14 protein-coding genes are annotated in these 16,879 nt (G+C 60.2%); 11 read left to right on the forward strand and 3 right to left on the reverse strand.

What is annotated here, in order from left to right; translation table 11 throughout:
• The 9 genes from ABIZ35_RS22520 to ABIZ35_RS22560 all read left to right on the forward strand — a co-directional run.
• On the forward strand, nt 1-297 hold a 297-nt coding region (locus ABIZ35_RS22520; protein ID WP_348222178.1), incomplete at its 5' end, for an SLBB domain-containing protein.
• A 39-nt stretch (nt 298-336) separates the two neighbouring features.
• Nucleotides 337-1,671, forward strand: a complete 1,335-nt coding sequence (locus tag ABIZ35_RS22525) for a polysaccharide biosynthesis C-terminal domain-containing protein (protein WP_348222179.1) — start codon at nt 337-339, stop codon at nt 1,669-1,671.
• Nucleotides 1,668-2,516, forward strand: coding sequence for a glycosyltransferase (locus ABIZ35_RS22530; RefSeq protein ID WP_348222180.1), 849 nt, complete (start codon nt 1,668-1,670; stop codon nt 2,514-2,516). Before ABIZ35_RS22525 ends, ABIZ35_RS22530 begins: the two co-directional genes overlap by 4 nt.
• Entirely contained in the window at nt 2,513-3,499 is a 987-nt protein-coding gene (locus tag ABIZ35_RS22535) for a glycosyltransferase family 2 protein (RefSeq protein ID WP_348222181.1), read from the forward strand. Before ABIZ35_RS22530 ends, ABIZ35_RS22535 begins: the two co-directional genes overlap by 4 nt.
• Before the next feature lie 10 nt (nt 3,500-3,509).
• On the forward strand, nt 3,510-4,964 hold the full coding sequence (locus ABIZ35_RS22540) for a hypothetical protein (RefSeq protein ID WP_348222182.1): 1,455 nt from the start codon (nt 3,510-3,512) through the stop codon (nt 4,962-4,964).
• Entirely contained in the window at nt 4,961-6,118 is a 1,158-nt protein-coding gene (locus ABIZ35_RS22545; protein ID WP_348222183.1) for a glycosyltransferase family 4 protein, read from the forward strand. The genes ABIZ35_RS22540 and ABIZ35_RS22545 overlap by 4 nt, the downstream gene beginning before the upstream one ends.
• A gap of 10 nt (nt 6,119-6,128) precedes the next feature.
• Nucleotides 6,129-7,316, forward strand: a complete 1,188-nt coding sequence (locus ABIZ35_RS22550) for an acyltransferase (protein WP_348222184.1) — start codon at nt 6,129-6,131, stop codon at nt 7,314-7,316.
• Between the two features lies 1 nt (nt 7,317).
• Nucleotides 7,318-7,833 carry a serine acetyltransferase gene (locus ABIZ35_RS22555; RefSeq protein ID WP_348222185.1) on the forward strand — a complete coding sequence of 172 codons (516 nt, stop codon included), beginning with the start codon at nt 7,318-7,320 and terminating at the stop codon, nt 7,831-7,833.
• Nucleotides 7,834-7,856: 23 nt separating this feature from the next.
• A complete protein-coding gene (locus tag ABIZ35_RS22560; protein ID WP_348222186.1) occupies nt 7,857-9,074 on the forward strand; it encodes a glycosyltransferase family 4 protein in 1,218 nt (405 codons plus the stop codon).
• Nucleotides 9,075-9,145: 71 nt separating this feature from the next.
• Here ABIZ35_RS22560 and ABIZ35_RS22565 read toward each other — a convergent pair whose 3' ends face one another.
• A complete protein-coding gene (locus ABIZ35_RS22565) occupies nt 9,146-11,947 on the reverse strand; it encodes a PA14 domain-containing protein (RefSeq protein WP_348222187.1) in 2,802 nt (933 codons plus the stop codon).
• Between the two features lie 314 nt (nt 11,948-12,261).
• On the opposite strand from ABIZ35_RS22565, the gene ABIZ35_RS22570 reads away from it, so the two are divergent.
• Nucleotides 12,262-13,224 carry a hypothetical protein gene (locus ABIZ35_RS22570; RefSeq protein ID WP_348222188.1) on the forward strand — a complete coding sequence of 321 codons (963 nt, stop codon included), beginning with the start codon at nt 12,262-12,264 and terminating at the stop codon, nt 13,222-13,224.
• 24 nt (nt 13,225-13,248) lie between these two features.
• Entirely contained in the window at nt 13,249-14,487 is a 1,239-nt protein-coding gene (locus ABIZ35_RS22575) for an acyltransferase (protein WP_348222189.1), read from the forward strand.
• A 69-nt stretch (nt 14,488-14,556) separates the two neighbouring features.
• Here the strand turns inward: ABIZ35_RS22575 and leuD are convergent, their stop codons facing one another.
• Nucleotides 14,557-15,183: a 3-isopropylmalate dehydratase small subunit gene (leuD, locus tag ABIZ35_RS22580; RefSeq protein WP_348222190.1), complete on the reverse strand. Its 627-nt coding sequence runs from the start codon at nt 15,181-15,183 to the stop codon at nt 14,557-14,559.
• A gap of 3 nt (nt 15,184-15,186) precedes the next feature.
• Complete coding sequence (leuC, locus tag ABIZ35_RS22585; RefSeq protein WP_348222191.1) at nt 15,187-16,590, reverse strand: 3-isopropylmalate dehydratase large subunit; 1,404 nt, start codon at nt 16,588-16,590, stop codon at nt 15,187-15,189.
• Between the last annotated feature and the right edge of the window lie 289 nt (nt 16,591-16,879).

Consider the following 16,879-nt stretch of genomic DNA (forward strand, 5'->3'; position numbering starts at 1 on the left):
GCTTATACCTATCCAGACGACGCAGGGGTGACGGTTTCCGACGCGCTCGCGAGCGCCGGTGGTCCGACGAGCCAGGCGAACAAGAAAGACGCGAATATCCTGCGCAAAGGCCCCGACGGCAATGTGACGGCGATCAAAGTCAATCTGGACGATGTCCTGTCCGCGAAACCGGGCGCGATGAACGTTGCGCTCCGGCCGGATGATATTCTCTATGTCCCCAGCAAAGGACAGCCTGGTCCGGGAATGCGTGAGTTCCTGATGCTCATTCCGGGCGTCAGCCTGCTGATGCGCCGCTGATAGCCGCCGGCGCGTCCGCGCCGCATCCAATGGAGAACCATGCGCTCGATACGCAACACCGCGCTGAACTTATTCACGAGCGTGGGGATGACGGTCATCCAGATCCTGATCGGGGCGATCCTTAACCGGACCGTCGGACCCGGAGGACGGGGCGAAATGCAGACCGTCACGATGTGGGCGCTGCTGCTTTCCTGGGCAGTCGGGCTGAGCTTCGGGCAGGCGAACGCCTACAAAGGCGCCGCCGACCCCGAACGCCGGCCCGCACTGTTCGCAAACTCCCTCTGGCTGGCGCTCTTCATCGGCATTCCCTGCGGACTGGCGGCGTCGGCGATTCTGCCGCATTACGTTCACCTCACGGATGAAAATCGATTTCTGTTTCTGTTCAGCCTGTGGGCTCTGCCGATCTCAATGCTGTCCGACTATTACGGCTGGCTTCTCTACAGCGACGCCAAGTTCGGCAAGTTCAACCTCTTTCGGATCACTCCGCAGCTTGTCGTCTCCGTCAGCCTGCTTTTGCTCTGGGCGTTTCATCTCCTGACGGTTCGGACCGCGATTCTGGCGACATGGACGGGATCGTATGTGGCGCTGGGCTATGCGATTGTCATGCTGGTCCGCGCTGGATATGGCCGGCTGAAACCCGACTGGATTCTTGCCAAAGATTCTCTGATCTATTCGAGCAAGGTTCATCTTGGGACGCTGGCGAACGCGGCGAACGGCCGCCTGGATCAGCTTCTGATGTCGACGTCTGTGATGATCACGACGCATTCGTTGGGCCTGTACGTTTGTGCGGTGACTTATTCGGAGCTGCTCAATCAGACGGCTTCCGCGATTTCCCTGGTCCTCTTTCCGAAGGTTGCGGCGGAGAAAGACCCCGCCAAACAGGCGGAGCACGCCGCGATGAGCGTGCGCTGGACGCTCATCATTGGAGCGCTCGGCGGCCTCTTCTTGTTTTTTGCAGCACCGGTCATCGTGCCGCTGATCAACGGCGCTAGCTTTATGGGCGCGATCCCGGCGATCCACTGGCTGCTGCCCGGGATTGTGGCGATGGGTGTCTGCGCGATCCTCAGCGCATCGCTGCGCGGAGCCGGCAAGCCCGGGCTGACTTCGATCGCGGAGGGCGTTTCCGTCACCGTGATGCTGACCCTGCTGCTGGCGCTGCTGCCGCGTTTGGGAATTGTCGGCGCCAGTGTCGCCTCAACCTGCGGGTATTTTGTAAACATGCTGGTTTTGATATACTTTTTCAAACGTGAGTTCGGCGGCGCAAGTATCGCCTCAATGCGTCCTACCGGCGCCGATATCGTTTACGCCCGAAACGCGATTGTGAATTTCAAGCGGCGCAAGGGCGCCGTCTCATCGGAAGCCGCTCCTTTATGAATGTCGCCGTCTGTATCTGCACTCGTAACCGTCCCGAGGACCTGCGCAAGGCGCTGGCGTCCGCCGCCGCGTCGCGCCTAGCGCCGCATCAAATCATCGTCTCCGATGACAGTGACGAGGAGCAGGCCGCTGCGACCAAGAGCGTTTGCGCGGAGTTTTCGGATGTGACGTATGTCCGTGGGCCAAAGCGCGGTCTGGCGGCGAACCGCAACTGCTGCCTGGACAATCTTCTGCCCGAGATCGAAGCCGTGAGCTTTATCGACGATGACGCGGCGTTTACACCCGAATTTCTTTCCGTCGCCTCTGAGACGCTGGCGGCCACCGGGCCGAAGTGGATCATCACCGGACGCGAGCGCAAGAATGGAGAAGAGGTCAGTCCCGGCAACGTGTCGTTCTGGGGGCACCAGCGTCTGCTGGCGCGAAACGCCGACGACTGTCACGCCATCGTGATCAACGCCACGCTTTTTCCGATATCGCTCTTTGAGGAAGTTCGCTTCGATGAGGCGCTTCGGTATGGGTACGAAGAAGCGGATATCGCCGGGCAGGCCGAGTCCTGCGGCTATCGTATCCAGCTGAAGTCCGACCTGCTCAACGACCACTTTCCTTCCAGCGTGAACCGCCAGGAGTATTCTCGATTTGTCGAGGCGTCCCGTCTTTACTCAACCTATAAGCGCTATCGCTGGCTGCAAAAGAAGCCTGGAAAATCTGCGGTCTTCGCGCTGCTGGCGCCGGCGCATCTGACGCTCAGCGCCGCAAAGACCCGCCGTCCGGACAATGTTCGACGCGCATTGGAATCCGTTCGCATGGCCTACGGATACTATCAAGGGGAGGCGAAGCGCCGTTGATCTCCCCGCAGAATGCTCCCGCAAAGAACGGCGCTTCGCGTCAGGGTCTAACGATGACGGTCCTGGTTCCGACGTTTCGGCGTCCGGCGGACTTGAAACGCTGTCTTTTGGCCCTTCAGGCGCAGTCGTATCCATCAGATGAGATTCTGGTTGTTGTGCGCCCCGAGGACGAGGACACTCAGGCCCTGCTGCGGGACGAGGCGGCGTCGCTGCCAAAAGTCCGGACGGTGTTCGTGGAAGTGACGGGACAGGTCGCCGCGCTGAACGCCGGGCTGGACGCAGCGGACACCGACCTGATTGCGATCACTGACGACGATACGGCGCCGCGCCGCGACTGGCTTGAACGCATTGTCACGCATTTTTCCAGCGATTCCAAGGTCGGCGGAGTAGGCGGCCGGGACTGGGTTCATGAGCACGGCGCACTTTTGGACGGCTCGCGCGAGATTGTGGGCAAGGTCAGCTGGTTCGGCCGTACGACAGGCAACCATCATCTGGGGGTAGGCGGACCAAGGTTCGTCGAACTCCTCAAGGGCGCCAATATGAGCTACCGGCGCGCGGCGATCGGCGTTCAGCGCTTCGATACTCGCCTGCGCGGCGCGGGCGCGCAGGTCAACAACGACCTTGCCTTCAGTTTGTCGATGGCGAAGACCGGCTGGAAGCTTATTTACGATCCCGATGTCGCGGTGGATCACTATCCGAGTGTGCGATTCGATGAAGACCAGCGCCAGGCGTTCAATCCTCTCGCAGTATCGAACGCGGCGCACAATGAAACGCTGTCGCTGCTGAATTATCTTTCGCCGCCGCGCCGCATCGCCTATCTTGTCTGGTCCTTTTTCATTGGGACGCGCGTTCTTCCGGGGCTCGTTCAAGTGCTGCGGCTGATACCGGCGCAAAAGAGCCTTGCGCCTCGCAAGTGGGCGGCGGTCCAGCAGGGACGCCGTGCGGGCTGGAGCGAATGGCTGCGCGGCGGGCGTGCGAACTAGGGAATCAATTATGGCGAATGTCATCCCAATCCATCAAGGGAACCACGGCGCGGGCCGGTTCCGCAATATTCTTCTTATCGGCGGAGCGGCCGTCATGGGGCTGGGCGCTATGGCGCCGGCGTTCATGGGCGCCCCGCTCGCCGGGCGCGGCGTGCTCGCCGCCGTCCTGATGCTTTTGCTCATCGTCCTCGTTCGAATGTCCCCATCCGTGGGATTAAACGCGACGCTCATTTACCTGGTCCTCATGGGATGGATGCGGCGCGCCATGACGCCCTATGTGGACTGGGTGGACATGGACCCGCTGCTGGTGGTTGCGCCGGGAGTGGCTCTGGTGTATGGCGGCGCCGCGCTTTGGAATACGCGCGGGAAAAGCCTCACCAAATACACGAAGCATCTTTTGGCCCTGCTGGTCGTGATGGTGCTGGAGATCTTCAACCCCATTCAGGGCGGCATCAGCGTCGGAATCTTCGGCGCCCTGTTTTATATCGTTCCGATCCTGTGGTTCTTTGTCGGGCGGGATATGCTGGATGTCAATCGCCTGGGCTCTCTGCTGCGTACGTTCCAGTGGGTCGCCGTCGCCGCTCTGGTGTATGGCAGCTATCAAATGTGGTTTGGCTTTTCACAGCCGGAGCTGGATTGGGCGGAGATGGCCCACTTCAGCTGGATCACCGCGCCGGGCCTCGCGCGACCATTCTCCACGCTGCCGTCGTTCGCCGAGTACGCGCACCTCGTGATGGGCGGAGCCGTGATCGTCACGGCGGGGCTGCTTTGCCGGCAGAAGATCGGCTTGATCCTGATCCCCGTGATGCTCTATGGATTGTTCATGGCGTCCAGCCGCTCGGCGATGATGGCGCTTCTCGCCACGATGTGCGTCCTCTGGGCAGTCATGTCGAAGGATCGCAAGACATGGATCTTTCGTGGCTGGATCGCGGCTATTGTCGCCGTAATCGCTCTCGTGGCGGTCATGACCCGGGTTCAGGAAAGCACCGTCAATAGCGAGTCCTTCGAGACCTCCAAGACTTCCAAACTCGTGACGCATCAGACGGAAGGGTTCCTGAACCCAACGGACCCCTCGAAATCCACACTGGGGGTTCACACCAGTATGGTACTGATTGACCTGGCTCGGGGCTTCGAGACCCCGATCGGTTATGGACTGGGAGCGACCACGCTTGCGTCCGTAAAGATGGGCAACGAAACCAACAACTCCGAAATCGACATTTCGAATATGTTTACGGCGCTCGGAGCGATCGGCGGTGTTCTTTATCTCGCCTTCGTCATCCGCAGTCTCATTCTGGCGTTTAAGACCTGGCACCGGACGCGCAATATCGTCTGGCTCAGCGTGCTTGGGGTGCTGATCTGTTATCTCTTTTTATGGTTGATCGGCGGCGAGTATACGATTTCCATGATCGTCTGGCTGTGCCTTGGCGCCCTGGAGCGAGCGCAGCGAAAGGTCATCACGATATGAAGATCGGGATTGTAACACAGAAGGTGGTTCGGGGCGACGGACAGGGGCGAGTGAATTACGAGATCGCGCGATACGCGCTCTCGCAAGGCGAGGACGTGACGCTGATCAGCGGCGCGGTGGATCAAGATCTGATCGACGCCGGGGCGAAATGGGTTCCGGTTCGCCCGCGTATCTCCACGCCGAATTTGATCACCGCCTGGGAGTTTGCGCTGCGCGCGAACGCGGCGCTGGCTCCGATCGCCGGCAGCCTTGATATTATCCATGGCAACGGCTGCTCGCTGGACCGTCCCCACCACGTCAACGCCGCGCACTTCGTGCACGGCGCGTGGCTGAAGTCGCCCGCGCATATCTCGCACGGGCGTAAAGATTTGTACGGCGCCTATCAGTGGACTTATACGTCGGTAAACGCTCGATGGGAGCGCGTCGTATTTGGGAAATCTCAAAGTGTTGTCGCTGTTTCCGATGGCATCCGCAGAGAACTGATCGGCATTGGCGTTCCCGCCGAGCGGATCAAAGTGATTTATAACGGCGTCGATTTGCAGGAGTTCCATCCGGGCACGGAGGACCGAGCGGCGCTCGGTCTGCCGCAGGATACGCCTTTGGCGCTCTTCGCCGGCGACATCCGGTCGCCCCGCAAGAACTTGGATACGGTACTTAAGGCGCTAGTCCATGCGCCCGGCGTACATCTCGCGATCGGCGGCAAGACCGACGGCAGTCCTTATCCTCAGCTGGCGAAAGACCTCGGCGTGGACGACCGCGCGCACTTTCTGGGCTTCCGGCGCGATGTTGCGAAACTGATGCGCGCCGTCGACTTTTTTGTCTTTCCATCCCGGTATGAAGCGTGCTCTTTGGCGATCCTGGAAGCCATGGCCTCCGGACTGCCGGTCGTCACCGCATCGACCGCCGGCGCCACCGATCTGATCACGCCCGATTTGGGCGTGGTGCTCGAAGATCCCAACGATGAGCGCGCCCTGGCGGCCGTCATCGCCGACCTTGCCGCCGATCCCATCCGCCGCCGCGCGATGGCGGCGGCGAGCCGCGCCTCTGCGGAAAATTATGGCTGGGACAGCATGGCGCAATCTTATCTCGACCTTTATGGCGCAGTTCATTCCGTGAAATCCGGGAGCGGTCAGCCGCAGCCCGCTCGCATCTGAGATCATCCGTATGCCCACCAAAATTAAACCTTTTCTGATCCTAGACGCTTTTCGCGGTTTTGCCTGCCTATGGGTCGTCGCGTATCATATGTCGGAGGTGCTCATCGCCCGGTATCCTGAGCTTCGCGGGACGCTCCTGTACCGAGCGACCGATCAGGGCAACGCCGGCGTGCAGATGTTCTTCGTGATCAGCGGTTACTGCATCGCCAGCGCGATGTCGGGAGCGCTGCGTAAAGAAGGAAGCTTCGGATATTTCGTCAAAGCGCGCGTGCGCCGCATTTATCCTACGGCTATGATCGCGATCACGCTGGGGCTGCTTTATAGTTTGGCGGCGGCGGCGTTCGTCTCGCATGGGGTGGTCGCCTCCAGCACAGCGGCCGACAAAGGCGTCTGGACCCGTGGGCCGGAATATTTCCTCGTAAACTATACGCTCACGAACTGCATTTTTCCGCAGGACTTTGTTCTCGTCCAGTGCTGGACACTGTGCTACGAAGTCGCCTTCTACTTGATTGTAGGGCTGGCGATGCTGGCTCTGCGGACTCGTTTTAGTGAAAGCACGATCCTGCATGCGCTGCATGGGCTTACGATCGCCGCATTGTGCGCACTGATCGTGAACCCAAACAGCCTGCATTATCCACTGGATCTCTGGCCGGAATTTGGCCTGGGCGTGATTGTCTACGATTTGATCCGGACGCGTTACGCGAAACCCACCGTGGCGTGGGCGGCGGCGGCGGGGCTGGCCACGCTCGCGCTGATCGTACTGCGCAACAATCCGCTCGGTACGATGGAAGTCATGAGCCGCACCCAGTATGCGATTTCACTGGGCTTCACGGCGTTATTGCTTGTTTGCCATCGGTATGACGCCAAGATTTCTTCCTGGAGCGTGAACCGCGCTCTCGGGTGGGTGGGCCTGTTCTCTTATAGTCTCTATCTGACGCACACGTTCAGTATCGGAGTTTTTAATCAGATCATCAAGCATTTGCACCTTCCGATGCAGTTCCACTATGTGGTGTTTTTGTCGGTGATCGTCGCCGCCACGCTGTTTGGGCGCTTTTTCTTCACATTCTGCGAAAAGCCGTTTATGAGCTCCAAAGCGAAAAAGATCCATGAGGCGATCCAGCACAGCGACACGGATCCAGCGCCGGAGATCGCCGAGGAAACACCGCGCGTTTCCGCTCCGATCGGGGTAGTGGATTAGCATGGCCTCACGTAAGAAGAAAAACAGTGGACCCGCGAAGCTGTGGTGGTGGTCGTGTCTGGCGCAGCGACGGAAGCTGAAGATCGTCGCCCGAATTTTGAAAACGATCAACTTCATTGCGTTCAAAGCGATCCTGCCGCCACAGGCGGAGATCCATCCCGACATCAAGCTGGAGCATTACGGGATGGGAATTGTGATCCATCCCAACGTCGTGATCGGCCGTCGCGTAAAAATCTATCACAACGTCACTCTGGCTGCGGAAACATGGATCGGTTCTCCCCATAAGATTGTGATTGGGGACGATGTGGTGATCGGTGCGGGCGCCATCGTAGTCGCGCGTCCGGACCAGGGATTGACAATCGGGAACAATGCGCGGATCGGCGCCGGCTCCGTGGTGACGAAGGACGTTCCAGAGAATGCAACCGTCGTGGGATCGCCGGCGCGCGTGATCGCCATGCGCGAGCCTTTGGACAACAAAGAATTGCGGGAAGACGCAGCGACTCCGTCCGGGCGCTAATTCGTGCATCAATACAGCATATTATGAACATACTCTTGATCGCCGATGCGATTTTCGAAGACAAGCCCGGCGGCAGCCGTACCGCCGCTAAGGAACTGGCGCGCTGCCTGGTGAATCGCGGACACGGCGTCGTGCTGCTCGTCAACCAGGTGATCGAGGGCAAGCCCTATGAGGAAAAAGTCTGGAACGGCGTCACCGTCGTGCGCGCGCCGCGCAGCCGAGGCGGCCTTGCCGGCATGCGTCACGCCTGCGAGGATGTCGTCAAGCGCTTTGGTCCGTTTGACATCGCCCATATTCACTTTGCCTACGCCGGACTGGGGCCGATCTGGGGAGGCGCTCTTGGAAGCATTCCCATGATCCGCACGTTCCATGGTCCCTGGTGCGAAGAGGGATGGGTTGAGGATATTTCCAAGGCGCGCGGCGCGCTGGGACAGGCAAAAGCGCGGGCCAAGCGGGTGGGGCGCCACTGGGTGGAGCAGGACAATTTGCGCCGCGCCGGAAGCATCATCTCCCTGAGCGCTTTTATGTCCGGCATACTGACGGAGCATTTTGGAACGGAGCCCGGGCGCATCTCCCGGATTGACGGCGGGGTGGATATTGAGCGGTTCCACGTTCCTAAGAACCGTGCCGCGCTGCGCAAGCGTTTGGGACTGCCGGCGGACCGGCCGATTGCGCTGACGGTGCGGCGGCTGGCGGCGCGCATGGGGCTGGAGAATCTGGTGCGAGCTACGCCCGCCATGCTGCGCGAAGTTCCCGATCTGTTTCTGGTGATCGCCGGCAAGGGCCCGGAGCGTGAGCGCCTGGAACAGCTTTCCAAAGATCTTGGAGTTTCCGACTCGATCAAATTCGCCGGATTCGTTCCGGACGAAGACCTGGCGGCTTTGTACGCCTCTGCGGACCTGTTCGTTCTGCCAACCACGGCGCTGGAAGGTTTCGGGCTGGTCGTGGTGGAAAGCCTCGCCTGCGGCACGCCGGTCATCGGCACCCCAGTTGGAGCCATCCCTGAGCTGCTGAAACCGCTGGAACCGAAGCTGCTGGCGCGCGACGCGAGCAGTGAAGCCATCGCCGAGGCCGTAGTCGCGTTCTTCCAGGGCGACTGGAGCAAGCGCTTGACCGCCGACACTGTTCGCCAGTATGTCCTCAGTCGATACACCTGGGATATGGCGACGGACCAGACCGAACAGCTTTACCAGCGCTGCCTGCAAGAAGGCGCTCCCCGCGCCGACAAAGTTGCGGTGTAGGTGTTCTCCCAAGACAAAACAGCCGCCGAGCGAAATGCTAGACGGCTGTTTTTGTCTTAGGAGGCGTCTGTTTATTTCGTGTCCGGATAGAGCTGGCTCTGAGGAATGACTTCCTTGAGCTGACTGGCGCTGGACCAGGCTAGAGTAAGGGCGCTGGCTCCGGAATACTGATAGTATTCGATGCGGATATTGTAGAGCTTGCCGGCTTGAAGAGCGATCGATCCGAAATCGGCTTGCAGCAGGTGAGACTTCCAGCTGTCGACGATCATCTTTCCGCCGACCCATACCCGCACACCGCCGCGTGAGTTCGTATGGAACGTATACGTCTCGGAGTACCGGGGCTGGACTTTACCTGTCCATTGCGTGGAGCTGCTCGCCTGGCTCACTGCGGAAGGCGATGTGAGCGACTGAAAATCCACAACCGGATCCACTCGGGTCGAGACGAGCTGGCCGAACGCTGTCTGCATTGATCCGTTGAAGTACTTGCCCAGCAGCCCAGCGCCGGAGCCCCCCCAGGGAATGACAGGAACAGTGGGGGCGGTCCCAGGCGCGGGGATCCGGTACATCAGCACCTTGCCCATGAAGTCCTCTTCGGTAAAGACGAACTGTTCGCCGCTGCTGCGTGTGAAGGCCCGAATGCCGGAGGGCGTGTCGATCCATCCCGAGGTGTTTCCGACCTCTGGACCTGGCGACATCTGTCCCAGCGGTTTTCCGGTGGCGCCGTCGTAAACCAAGATCTGTCCGCCGTTACTGCCGTAGGATAAGCTGGATCCACTGAGGTAACCGACGAAGATCTTACCCCCGCTTACCGTCATGGCCCGGGCGCAAATCAGTGGGTTGGTCGTCATATTCCAGGGCAATATGATCTGGTAAGCCGCCGTCCGCGCCGATGTGCTCCAGTGATCGTACCGAACGATGACACGCCCGACGATTCCCCATTCGTTGGGCGTCATCGGATGCGCGTTCGTATATCCGCTCAAGTACATCGTGTCGGTGGCGGCGACATACTCGATACGGTTGATCGAGCCGTTGGTCCCGTCGAATGGGGCCGGCCGCGCCTGTATCTGGGAACTTGCCATGGAGTACATCGGATTGCCGAGAGCGTCCAGTCCAAGACACCGGAAACGGCGGATGCCGCCGTTGAGCACGGACGTGTTGCGGCTCGACTGCCAGATGTCGCCGTTCTCATCCACGCACCAGCCCCAGACACCCGCCCATAGCCATGGGTCATTGCCAGCGAGACCGTTGTCGAACTCGTTTTTCTGCGCCGCTCCATTTTTGTAGAAGTCGCCGTTGCCGTCGATGTCCCGCCAGATCCAGGGCCCTTGATCCGGCTGCACGTTCGCGGGTGGCCAGGGGGTGGACGCCTTGCCGACGGTTCCGCGCCGAACGCAGATCATGCCGGACGGGATCGCGGTTTCTCCCGCGTTTTTGGCGTCAAATCGATAGATTTGCAGATACTGTGAATAGGTATCCTGTACGAAGAGAAACTGCTTCCCAAGGATATTGCGCACCAGCGGCGAGCTGCTCGTGTTGACATGCAGTCTGGAGTCGTTGGGATATCGCACCCGGTCGATCGTATAGCCTGCGAACTGCGGCGAGGCCAGCGGATCTGTCAGATCCAGCTTGAAGTGCTCTTCCTTGGTGTAGATATCGGCGCCGTCCGAACCGGGCGCGACATCGGCGCAATCCATGAACTCCATGCCTTCCAGTTTCCAGCGCCGTTTGCCCCCGGGAGTATAGCTGGCGAGCATGCAGCCGGTTCCCCAAACATCCGGCGCCTCCGACCCATTGGTCGTGACGTAGGTGTTGCCGACGGCATCGCTTGCAACGCCGGTGAGGCCATTGAATTTGTCGTCGCCTGCCTGTCCGCGAACGCCGCTGTAAATCCCGCCAGGCGCGCCAAGCGTGGAGACGAGAAGAGGCAGGGTATCGAGGTTGATATAAATCTTCACCTGCTGATCGGGACCGCTGTCGGCGACGAGCAGCCGTCCGTCCGGGTCAAACGCCAGACCGCGCGGGATTCCCATGCCGGCGATTTGCTGCGGCAGCCGGATTCCGTCCAGAGTGTAGTGCAGCACCGCAGGCAGACGGGAGCTGTCTCCTATTTGCGCGATCCAGAGCGTGCGTGTGTTCTTATCGAAAACGATCGATCCTGGATTGGCGAAACTCCACGTTCCCACCGCAGCGACACGGTTCGGATTGGCGACGTTATAGACACGAATTGAGTTCGTATGCGGATCTGAGACATACAGCAGCCCATTGACAGCGGCAAGGCCCGTGATCGCCGTGTCGGTCGGAGCGTTGGTCTCGGAATATGAAACGTCCGACACGATGATCATGCTGTTGTCGTACATGCCGACGATGCTGTTCGTGTCCCCATTCACTCGGCTGGATTGGGTCCACGGCGCCGGCTGTCCATTTCGGAAGTACCGGCGCACCCCCCACCAGGATCCGCGCAGCGCGGCCCCGGAGGCGCTCGTGCTCGCCAGAGGGTATCCGGGCGGAGGCGCGCCCGCAAATCGCGCGTCACGCTGAACCATGCCCAGATAGACGTATTTATTATCCGTCGTGATGCTCACACCGCCGCTGCGGCCCCATCCATGAAGGTCTCCGAAGTACCCAACGGGGGAGCCTTCCTGATAGATTCCGGCCTCATGGCCCGCCTCATCGTATGTGCTGTTTACATAGGTCGTACCGTCCGGCTCTGTGTAGACGCCTCCCGCACTGATTTGCATCCAGGAGCCGGCGGCCCCTCCCAGCGAATTCCCCAGCCATGTGGTTGTATAGTTTGCCTGCGCGTTTCCCCGCACGCCTAATCCGAAGGCGAGGATCGCAAGGAGCAGCGCAAGCAGCATGCTCTTCCGTGACATTCAATATTCCTAGCCAGCCCCACTTCTAATAAGCGGGCTGGTGTTTCGTTCTTATTTAAACCTCCGTCACGGGAGACGCTATGCGCATAAGATGTTAAGCAAGGAATCTTACCGGGACGAAGTTCAGTGCTTTTATTATCGGAAGCGAAGGCGGGGGCGGGCGCTGGTACAGATGCGGGTTTTTTGAGGCGCGGGGCAAAAGGATTTGTTGGGCTGCTATTTCTATGAATAGCAAAGGCGTGGTAAAATGAAATTGAACGTTTCGTTATCCACCAATCGTCACGAATACTATTAACCAAGGAACGGTCATCGCCATGACACAGTATGATCTCGCTGGAAACCCACTGCCGGGAAGCGGCGGAGGCCAGCAGCAGTACGACCTCGCTGGCAATCCTATTGCGCCGCAAGGCGGCCCCGCGCCAGGGGGGGGAGCATATGCTCCTCCTGGCATGGGGGGCGGACAGGCGGTTCAGTACGATCTGTCCGGCAATCCTTTGCCCATGCAGCAGCCTGCCCCCTCTTATGGCGCCCCGGGCGGCGGCCCCCCGCCGGGACAGCCGCCCTATGGCGGCCCCGCACGCCCTGGAGGCCCATACGGCGGACCGCCCCAGAGCGCCGAGAAAAAGGTGGATAACCGCGCGCTTGGGATCGGCGTCGCCATCGTCGCCGTCGCGTGCGTACTGGGCGGCGTGTTCTACAAGGTCATGATCCCGACACGAGTCCCCGCGCCCACGGCATATACGACCTTCGTCGCGCCGAACAAAGATTTCCAAATCAATGGCCCGGAAGGCTGGGATGTGGTGACGGCGTACGATGTGCAGGGAGACTCATCCAGTGACTCGAACGTGGGCGGCGTGAAGTTCAAGTACAGCCATGCCTATATCGACGTCACCACGAATTCCGTTGTAGAGATTCGAAACGATATTCTGCTCAACGGCGCCGGCGCTGCGCCGGACGCGCTGTTCGGATCTCTGGCCGCGTACGAGCAGAAGCGGTCGAAAAAGTATGTGGCGGGCGTCTTAAAGAATTATCAGGAAAAGAAGATGCCGCGGTTTGCGAGTCCCATGGGGGAAGCCGCGATCTGCGAATATACCGCCGATGGACCGAAGATCGGTCTTGGTCCTAAGGTTCACGGGTATCGGATGACGACGGTGGGTCCCAAGGTCTACGCCCTCATAGATTGCCAGTGTCCCGAGGCCGATTGGCAGACATTGAAGCCGGCGTTCGTAAAGGTAATCAATACGATCGCCGATGGAAACGCAGCGCCCGCTCAATAAACCGATCGCATAGGAGCCTCATTTATGCCTACGGCGAACGAGCCGGACAAGCCCGCCGCGTCGATTCCTGAAGTTGACGCGGCTGGCGATCTGTCGCCGCCCGCGCCGCGCGTTCATCTGGCTTATCTTGACGGCCTGCGCGCGCTGGCGGCGATCTATGTCGTTCTCGCCCACATGTATACGCAGCGCCCCCTGACCGGCTCCTCGCCGCTTGGCATGCTGCTTGTATCCCCCCTGCAATTTGGCCACGCGGCTGTCGACGTCTTTATCGTCCTGTCGGGATTCTGTCTGATGCTTCCCGTGGCGAGGGGAGACGGCGCGCTGCACGGCGGCGCGATTCGTTTTTACTGGAAACGAGCGCGCCGTATTCTGCCGCCTTACTACCTCACGATCGCGGCGTCGCTGCTGCTGATTTACTTGTGGATCGGCCATAAGACCGGAACCCATTGGGACGGCTCCGTGCCAGTGACTATTCCCGGGCTGGCGCGTCATCTGCTGCTCCTGCAGGATTTGCGTCATGACGCTCAGATCAACCATGTGCTGTGGTCCGTGGCGGTGGAGTGGAGAATTTACTTTCTCTTTCCGCTCCTGGTCATTCTGTTTCGGAAGTGGAGCCCAGTCAAGACCGCCGTGGCGGCTGTGCTGCTTTCCTATGCCGTCTGGTTTGTGCTGTCCTGGTCTCCCTGGCACCGGGTGATCGACACCGGAATGACCGGCTTGTCGCCGTACTATGTCGGACTGTTCACGCTGGGGATGCTGGCGGCGCATCTCTCTTTTTCGCCGGATCGCATGTTACGGCGCTGGCGCAGTTCCAGGGGCTGGGCGTGCGTAACGCTGGTTGGAACAGTGGTAGTGTGTGTCTTGTCCGTGCTGCCAGTGGCGAATGGCGTCCCACTTTCCGTCCAATTGATGAGCTTCTTTTTCGGTTTATGGAGCGCCGCTCTGCTCGTTTGGATGAGCGTCAACCCTCGCTGCTGGCCGCATCGGCTGTGTGCGTGGCGTCCGCTGGCGTTTCTCGGGGCCTTCTCCTATTCGATTTACCTGATGCATGGCCCGCTGATTCAGCTGATCTGGCAATACGCGATCCATCCGCTGCATTTGTCGCGGTTTACGGAATTTCTGCTGATGGTCTTTCCATCCCTGCCGATCATCGTCGCCCTTTGCTATCTCTTCTTCCTTGCCTGCGAACGGCCGTTTCTCAGCAAGCGCGGCGAAACCATGGCGCAGACGGAGCGCGACGCGGCGCTGTCGCCCGCGCCATAATGGAGACGACACAGAAAAAGCCGCTCGCGATTTGCGAGCGGCCTTTTGCATTTGGTCTAGCGTTCGTTTTTAAGCGGCGACGGGCTGCGCCGCGCCGGTTTTCCACGATGGGCGCTTGTTCTCGTACGTCGTGATGTCGGGCTCATGCTGGAGGGTCAGGCCGATGTCGTCCAGGCCGTTCAGCAGGCAGTGCTTTCGGAAGGCGTCCACTTCGAACGACAGCTTCAGACCGTCGCTGTCGGTGATCGTCTGCGTCGGCAGGTCGATCGTCATCTGGTAGCCAGGCTCGGTTTGCGCCTTGGTCATCAGCTCCTTGACAGTCTCTTCGGGAAGGACAATCGGGAGCATGCCGTTCTTAAAACAGTTGTTGTAGAAGATATCGGCGTACGACGGCGCGATGATGGATCGGAAGCCGTAGTCTTCGAGCGCCCATGGCGCGTGCTCGCGCGAGGATCCGCAGCCGAAGTTCTTGCCGGCGAGCAGGATCGTCGCGCCTTTGTACTGCGGCTGGTTCAGCTCGAACTCCGGGTTCTCAGTCTTCCCATCATCTAAGAAGCGCCAGTCGAAGAAGAGAAACTGGCCGAAGCCCGTACGCTCGATCCGCTTCAGGAACTGCTTCGGGATGATCTGGTCGGTGTCGGCATTGGCGCGGTCCAGCGGTCCGACGATCCCGGTCAATGTTGTGAACTTTTCCATCGATTACTCCTTGTCCCAATCCCGAATGTCCACCAGCCGACCCGCTATGGCCGCGGCGGCGGCCATCTGCGGGCTCACCAAATGTGTTCGGCCACCCTTGCCCTGGCGTCCCTCGAAGTTGCGGTTCGAAGTGGATGCGCAGCGCTCGCCCGGCTGAAGAATATCCGGGTTCATCGCCAGACACATCGAACATCCCGCCTCGCGCCAATCAAATCCCGCTTCTTTAAAGACAACGTCCAGGCCCTCGGCTTCGGCCTGCATTTTGACGATGTAGGAGCCGGGAACGACCATCGCATGGACACGGTCGCTGACCTTGTGTCCCTTGGCGACGGCGGCGGCGGCGCGCAGGTCTTCAATGCGTCCGTTGGTGCAGGAGCCGATGAAGACTTTGTCCAGCATCAGCTCAGTCAGCGGGGTACGGGCAGTCAAGCCCATGTACTCCAGGGCGCGCTCGGTGGCCTTGCGGTCGGCTTCGTCTTCAATGTCCTCGGGTGCGGGGACATTGGCGGTGATCGGCGCGACCATGCCGGGGCTGGTGCCCCAGGAGACGTACGGCGCGATGTCGTCGGCGTGCAGGGTGACGAGCGTGTCAAAGGCAGCGCCTTCGTCGGTCGGCAGCGCGCTCCACTCGGCGATGGCGGCGTCCCAGTCGGCGCCCTGCGGCGCGAACGGGCGGCCCTTGACGTATTCGAACGTCTTTGCGTCGGGAGCGATCATACCGGCGCGCGCGCCGGCTTCGATGCTCATGTTGCAGATCGTCATGCGGCCTTCCATGGACAGGCTGCGGATGACTTCGCCGGTGTACTCCACGGCGTATCCTGTGGCGCCGTCGGTGCCGATCTTGCCGATGATGGCGAGGATAACGTCCTTGGCGGTGACGCCCGGTCCAAGCTGGCCGTCGACGCGGATCTCCATCGTCTTCGGCCGCGTCTGCGGCAGTGTCTGGGTCGCAAGCACGTGCTCGACTTCACTGGTGCCGATACCGAACGCGAGCGAGCCGAATGCGCCGTGTGTGCTGGTGTGGCTGTCGCCGCAGACAATGGTCATGCCCGGCTGGGTCAGGCCCTGCTCGGGTCCAATGACATGGACGATACCCTGCTTCTTGTTGTGCAGGTCGTAGAGCGTGACGCCGAACTCTTTGCAGTTCTCGGAAAGCGTGTCCATTTGAAGCCGCGAGATGGGGTCGGCGATCGGCAGTAATCGGCTGGTGGTCGGGACGTTGTGGTCCATGGTCGCCACCGTCAGATCGGGGCGGCGGACCTTACGGCCCGTCAGACGCAGGCCTTCAAACGCCTGGGGAGACGTCACTTCGTGGACGAGGTGCAGGTCGATGTAGAGCAGCGTCTGACCCTCCGCCTCGCGCACGACATGCGCCTCCCAGATCTTTTCGAACATTGTTTTCGCCATAGAAAATTCCTCCTGCTTGGCAGTACAGATGATATTATACTCTTGAATGTTGCAACAGCCCAATTTCAAAATCCCAGTTATGAACGCCGGGCAACCTACGGGTGTGAAACGCAGTCGCCGGGGTGATCGGCCCGCGGGTATAAAACACACACACATTAGGAAACGCGAGTATGAAACGTGGCCGTCAGGATGTTCGGATCGCGGGTATGAAACCCACGCCTGGGAGCGTCAGGAGCCGCTAACCGTCCGTGCCGGACGGACAAAATTAGCCGTTGTCCTTGGGTTTTCA

Origin of the sequence: Capsulimonas sp., assembly GCF_039929585.1 — a bacterium.
Taxonomy (GTDB): domain Bacteria; phylum Armatimonadota; class Armatimonadia; order Armatimonadales; family Capsulimonadaceae; genus Capsulimonas.

Excerpts from the sequence above, each read along its gene's own strand:
- ABIZ35_RS22575 (WP_348222189.1), top strand. The coding sequence starts at position 13,249 with ATGCCTACGGCGAACGAGCCGGACAAGCCCGCCGCGTCGATTCCTGAA.
- ABIZ35_RS22540 (WP_348222182.1), top strand. The coding sequence starts at position 3,510 with ATGGCGAATGTCATCCCAATCCATCAAGGGAACCACGGCGCGGGCCGG.
- ABIZ35_RS22560 (WP_348222186.1), top strand. The coding sequence starts at position 7,857 with ATGAACATACTCTTGATCGCCGATGCGATTTTCGAAGACAAGCCCGGC.
- ABIZ35_RS22550 (WP_348222184.1), top strand. The coding sequence starts at position 6,129 with ATGCCCACCAAAATTAAACCTTTTCTGATCCTAGACGCTTTTCGCGGT.
- leuD (WP_348222190.1), bottom strand. The coding sequence starts at position 15,183 with ATGGAAAAGTTCACAACATTGACCGGGATCGTCGGACCGCTGGACCGC.
- ABIZ35_RS22555 (WP_348222185.1), top strand. The coding sequence starts at position 7,318 with ATGGCCTCACGTAAGAAGAAAAACAGTGGACCCGCGAAGCTGTGGTGG.
- ABIZ35_RS22545 (WP_348222183.1), top strand. The coding sequence starts at position 4,961 with ATGAAGATCGGGATTGTAACACAGAAGGTGGTTCGGGGCGACGGACAG.
- ABIZ35_RS22565 (WP_348222187.1), bottom strand. The coding sequence starts at position 11,947 with ATGTCACGGAAGAGCATGCTGCTTGCGCTGCTCCTTGCGATCCTCGCC.
- ABIZ35_RS22530 (WP_348222180.1), top strand. The coding sequence starts at position 1,668 with ATGAATGTCGCCGTCTGTATCTGCACTCGTAACCGTCCCGAGGACCTG.
- ABIZ35_RS22570 (WP_348222188.1), top strand. The coding sequence starts at position 12,262 with ATGACACAGTATGATCTCGCTGGAAACCCACTGCCGGGAAGCGGCGGA.
- ABIZ35_RS22525 (WP_348222179.1), top strand. The coding sequence starts at position 337 with ATGCGCTCGATACGCAACACCGCGCTGAACTTATTCACGAGCGTGGGG.
- leuC (WP_348222191.1), bottom strand. The coding sequence starts at position 16,590 with ATGGCGAAAACAATGTTCGAAAAGATCTGGGAGGCGCATGTCGTGCGC.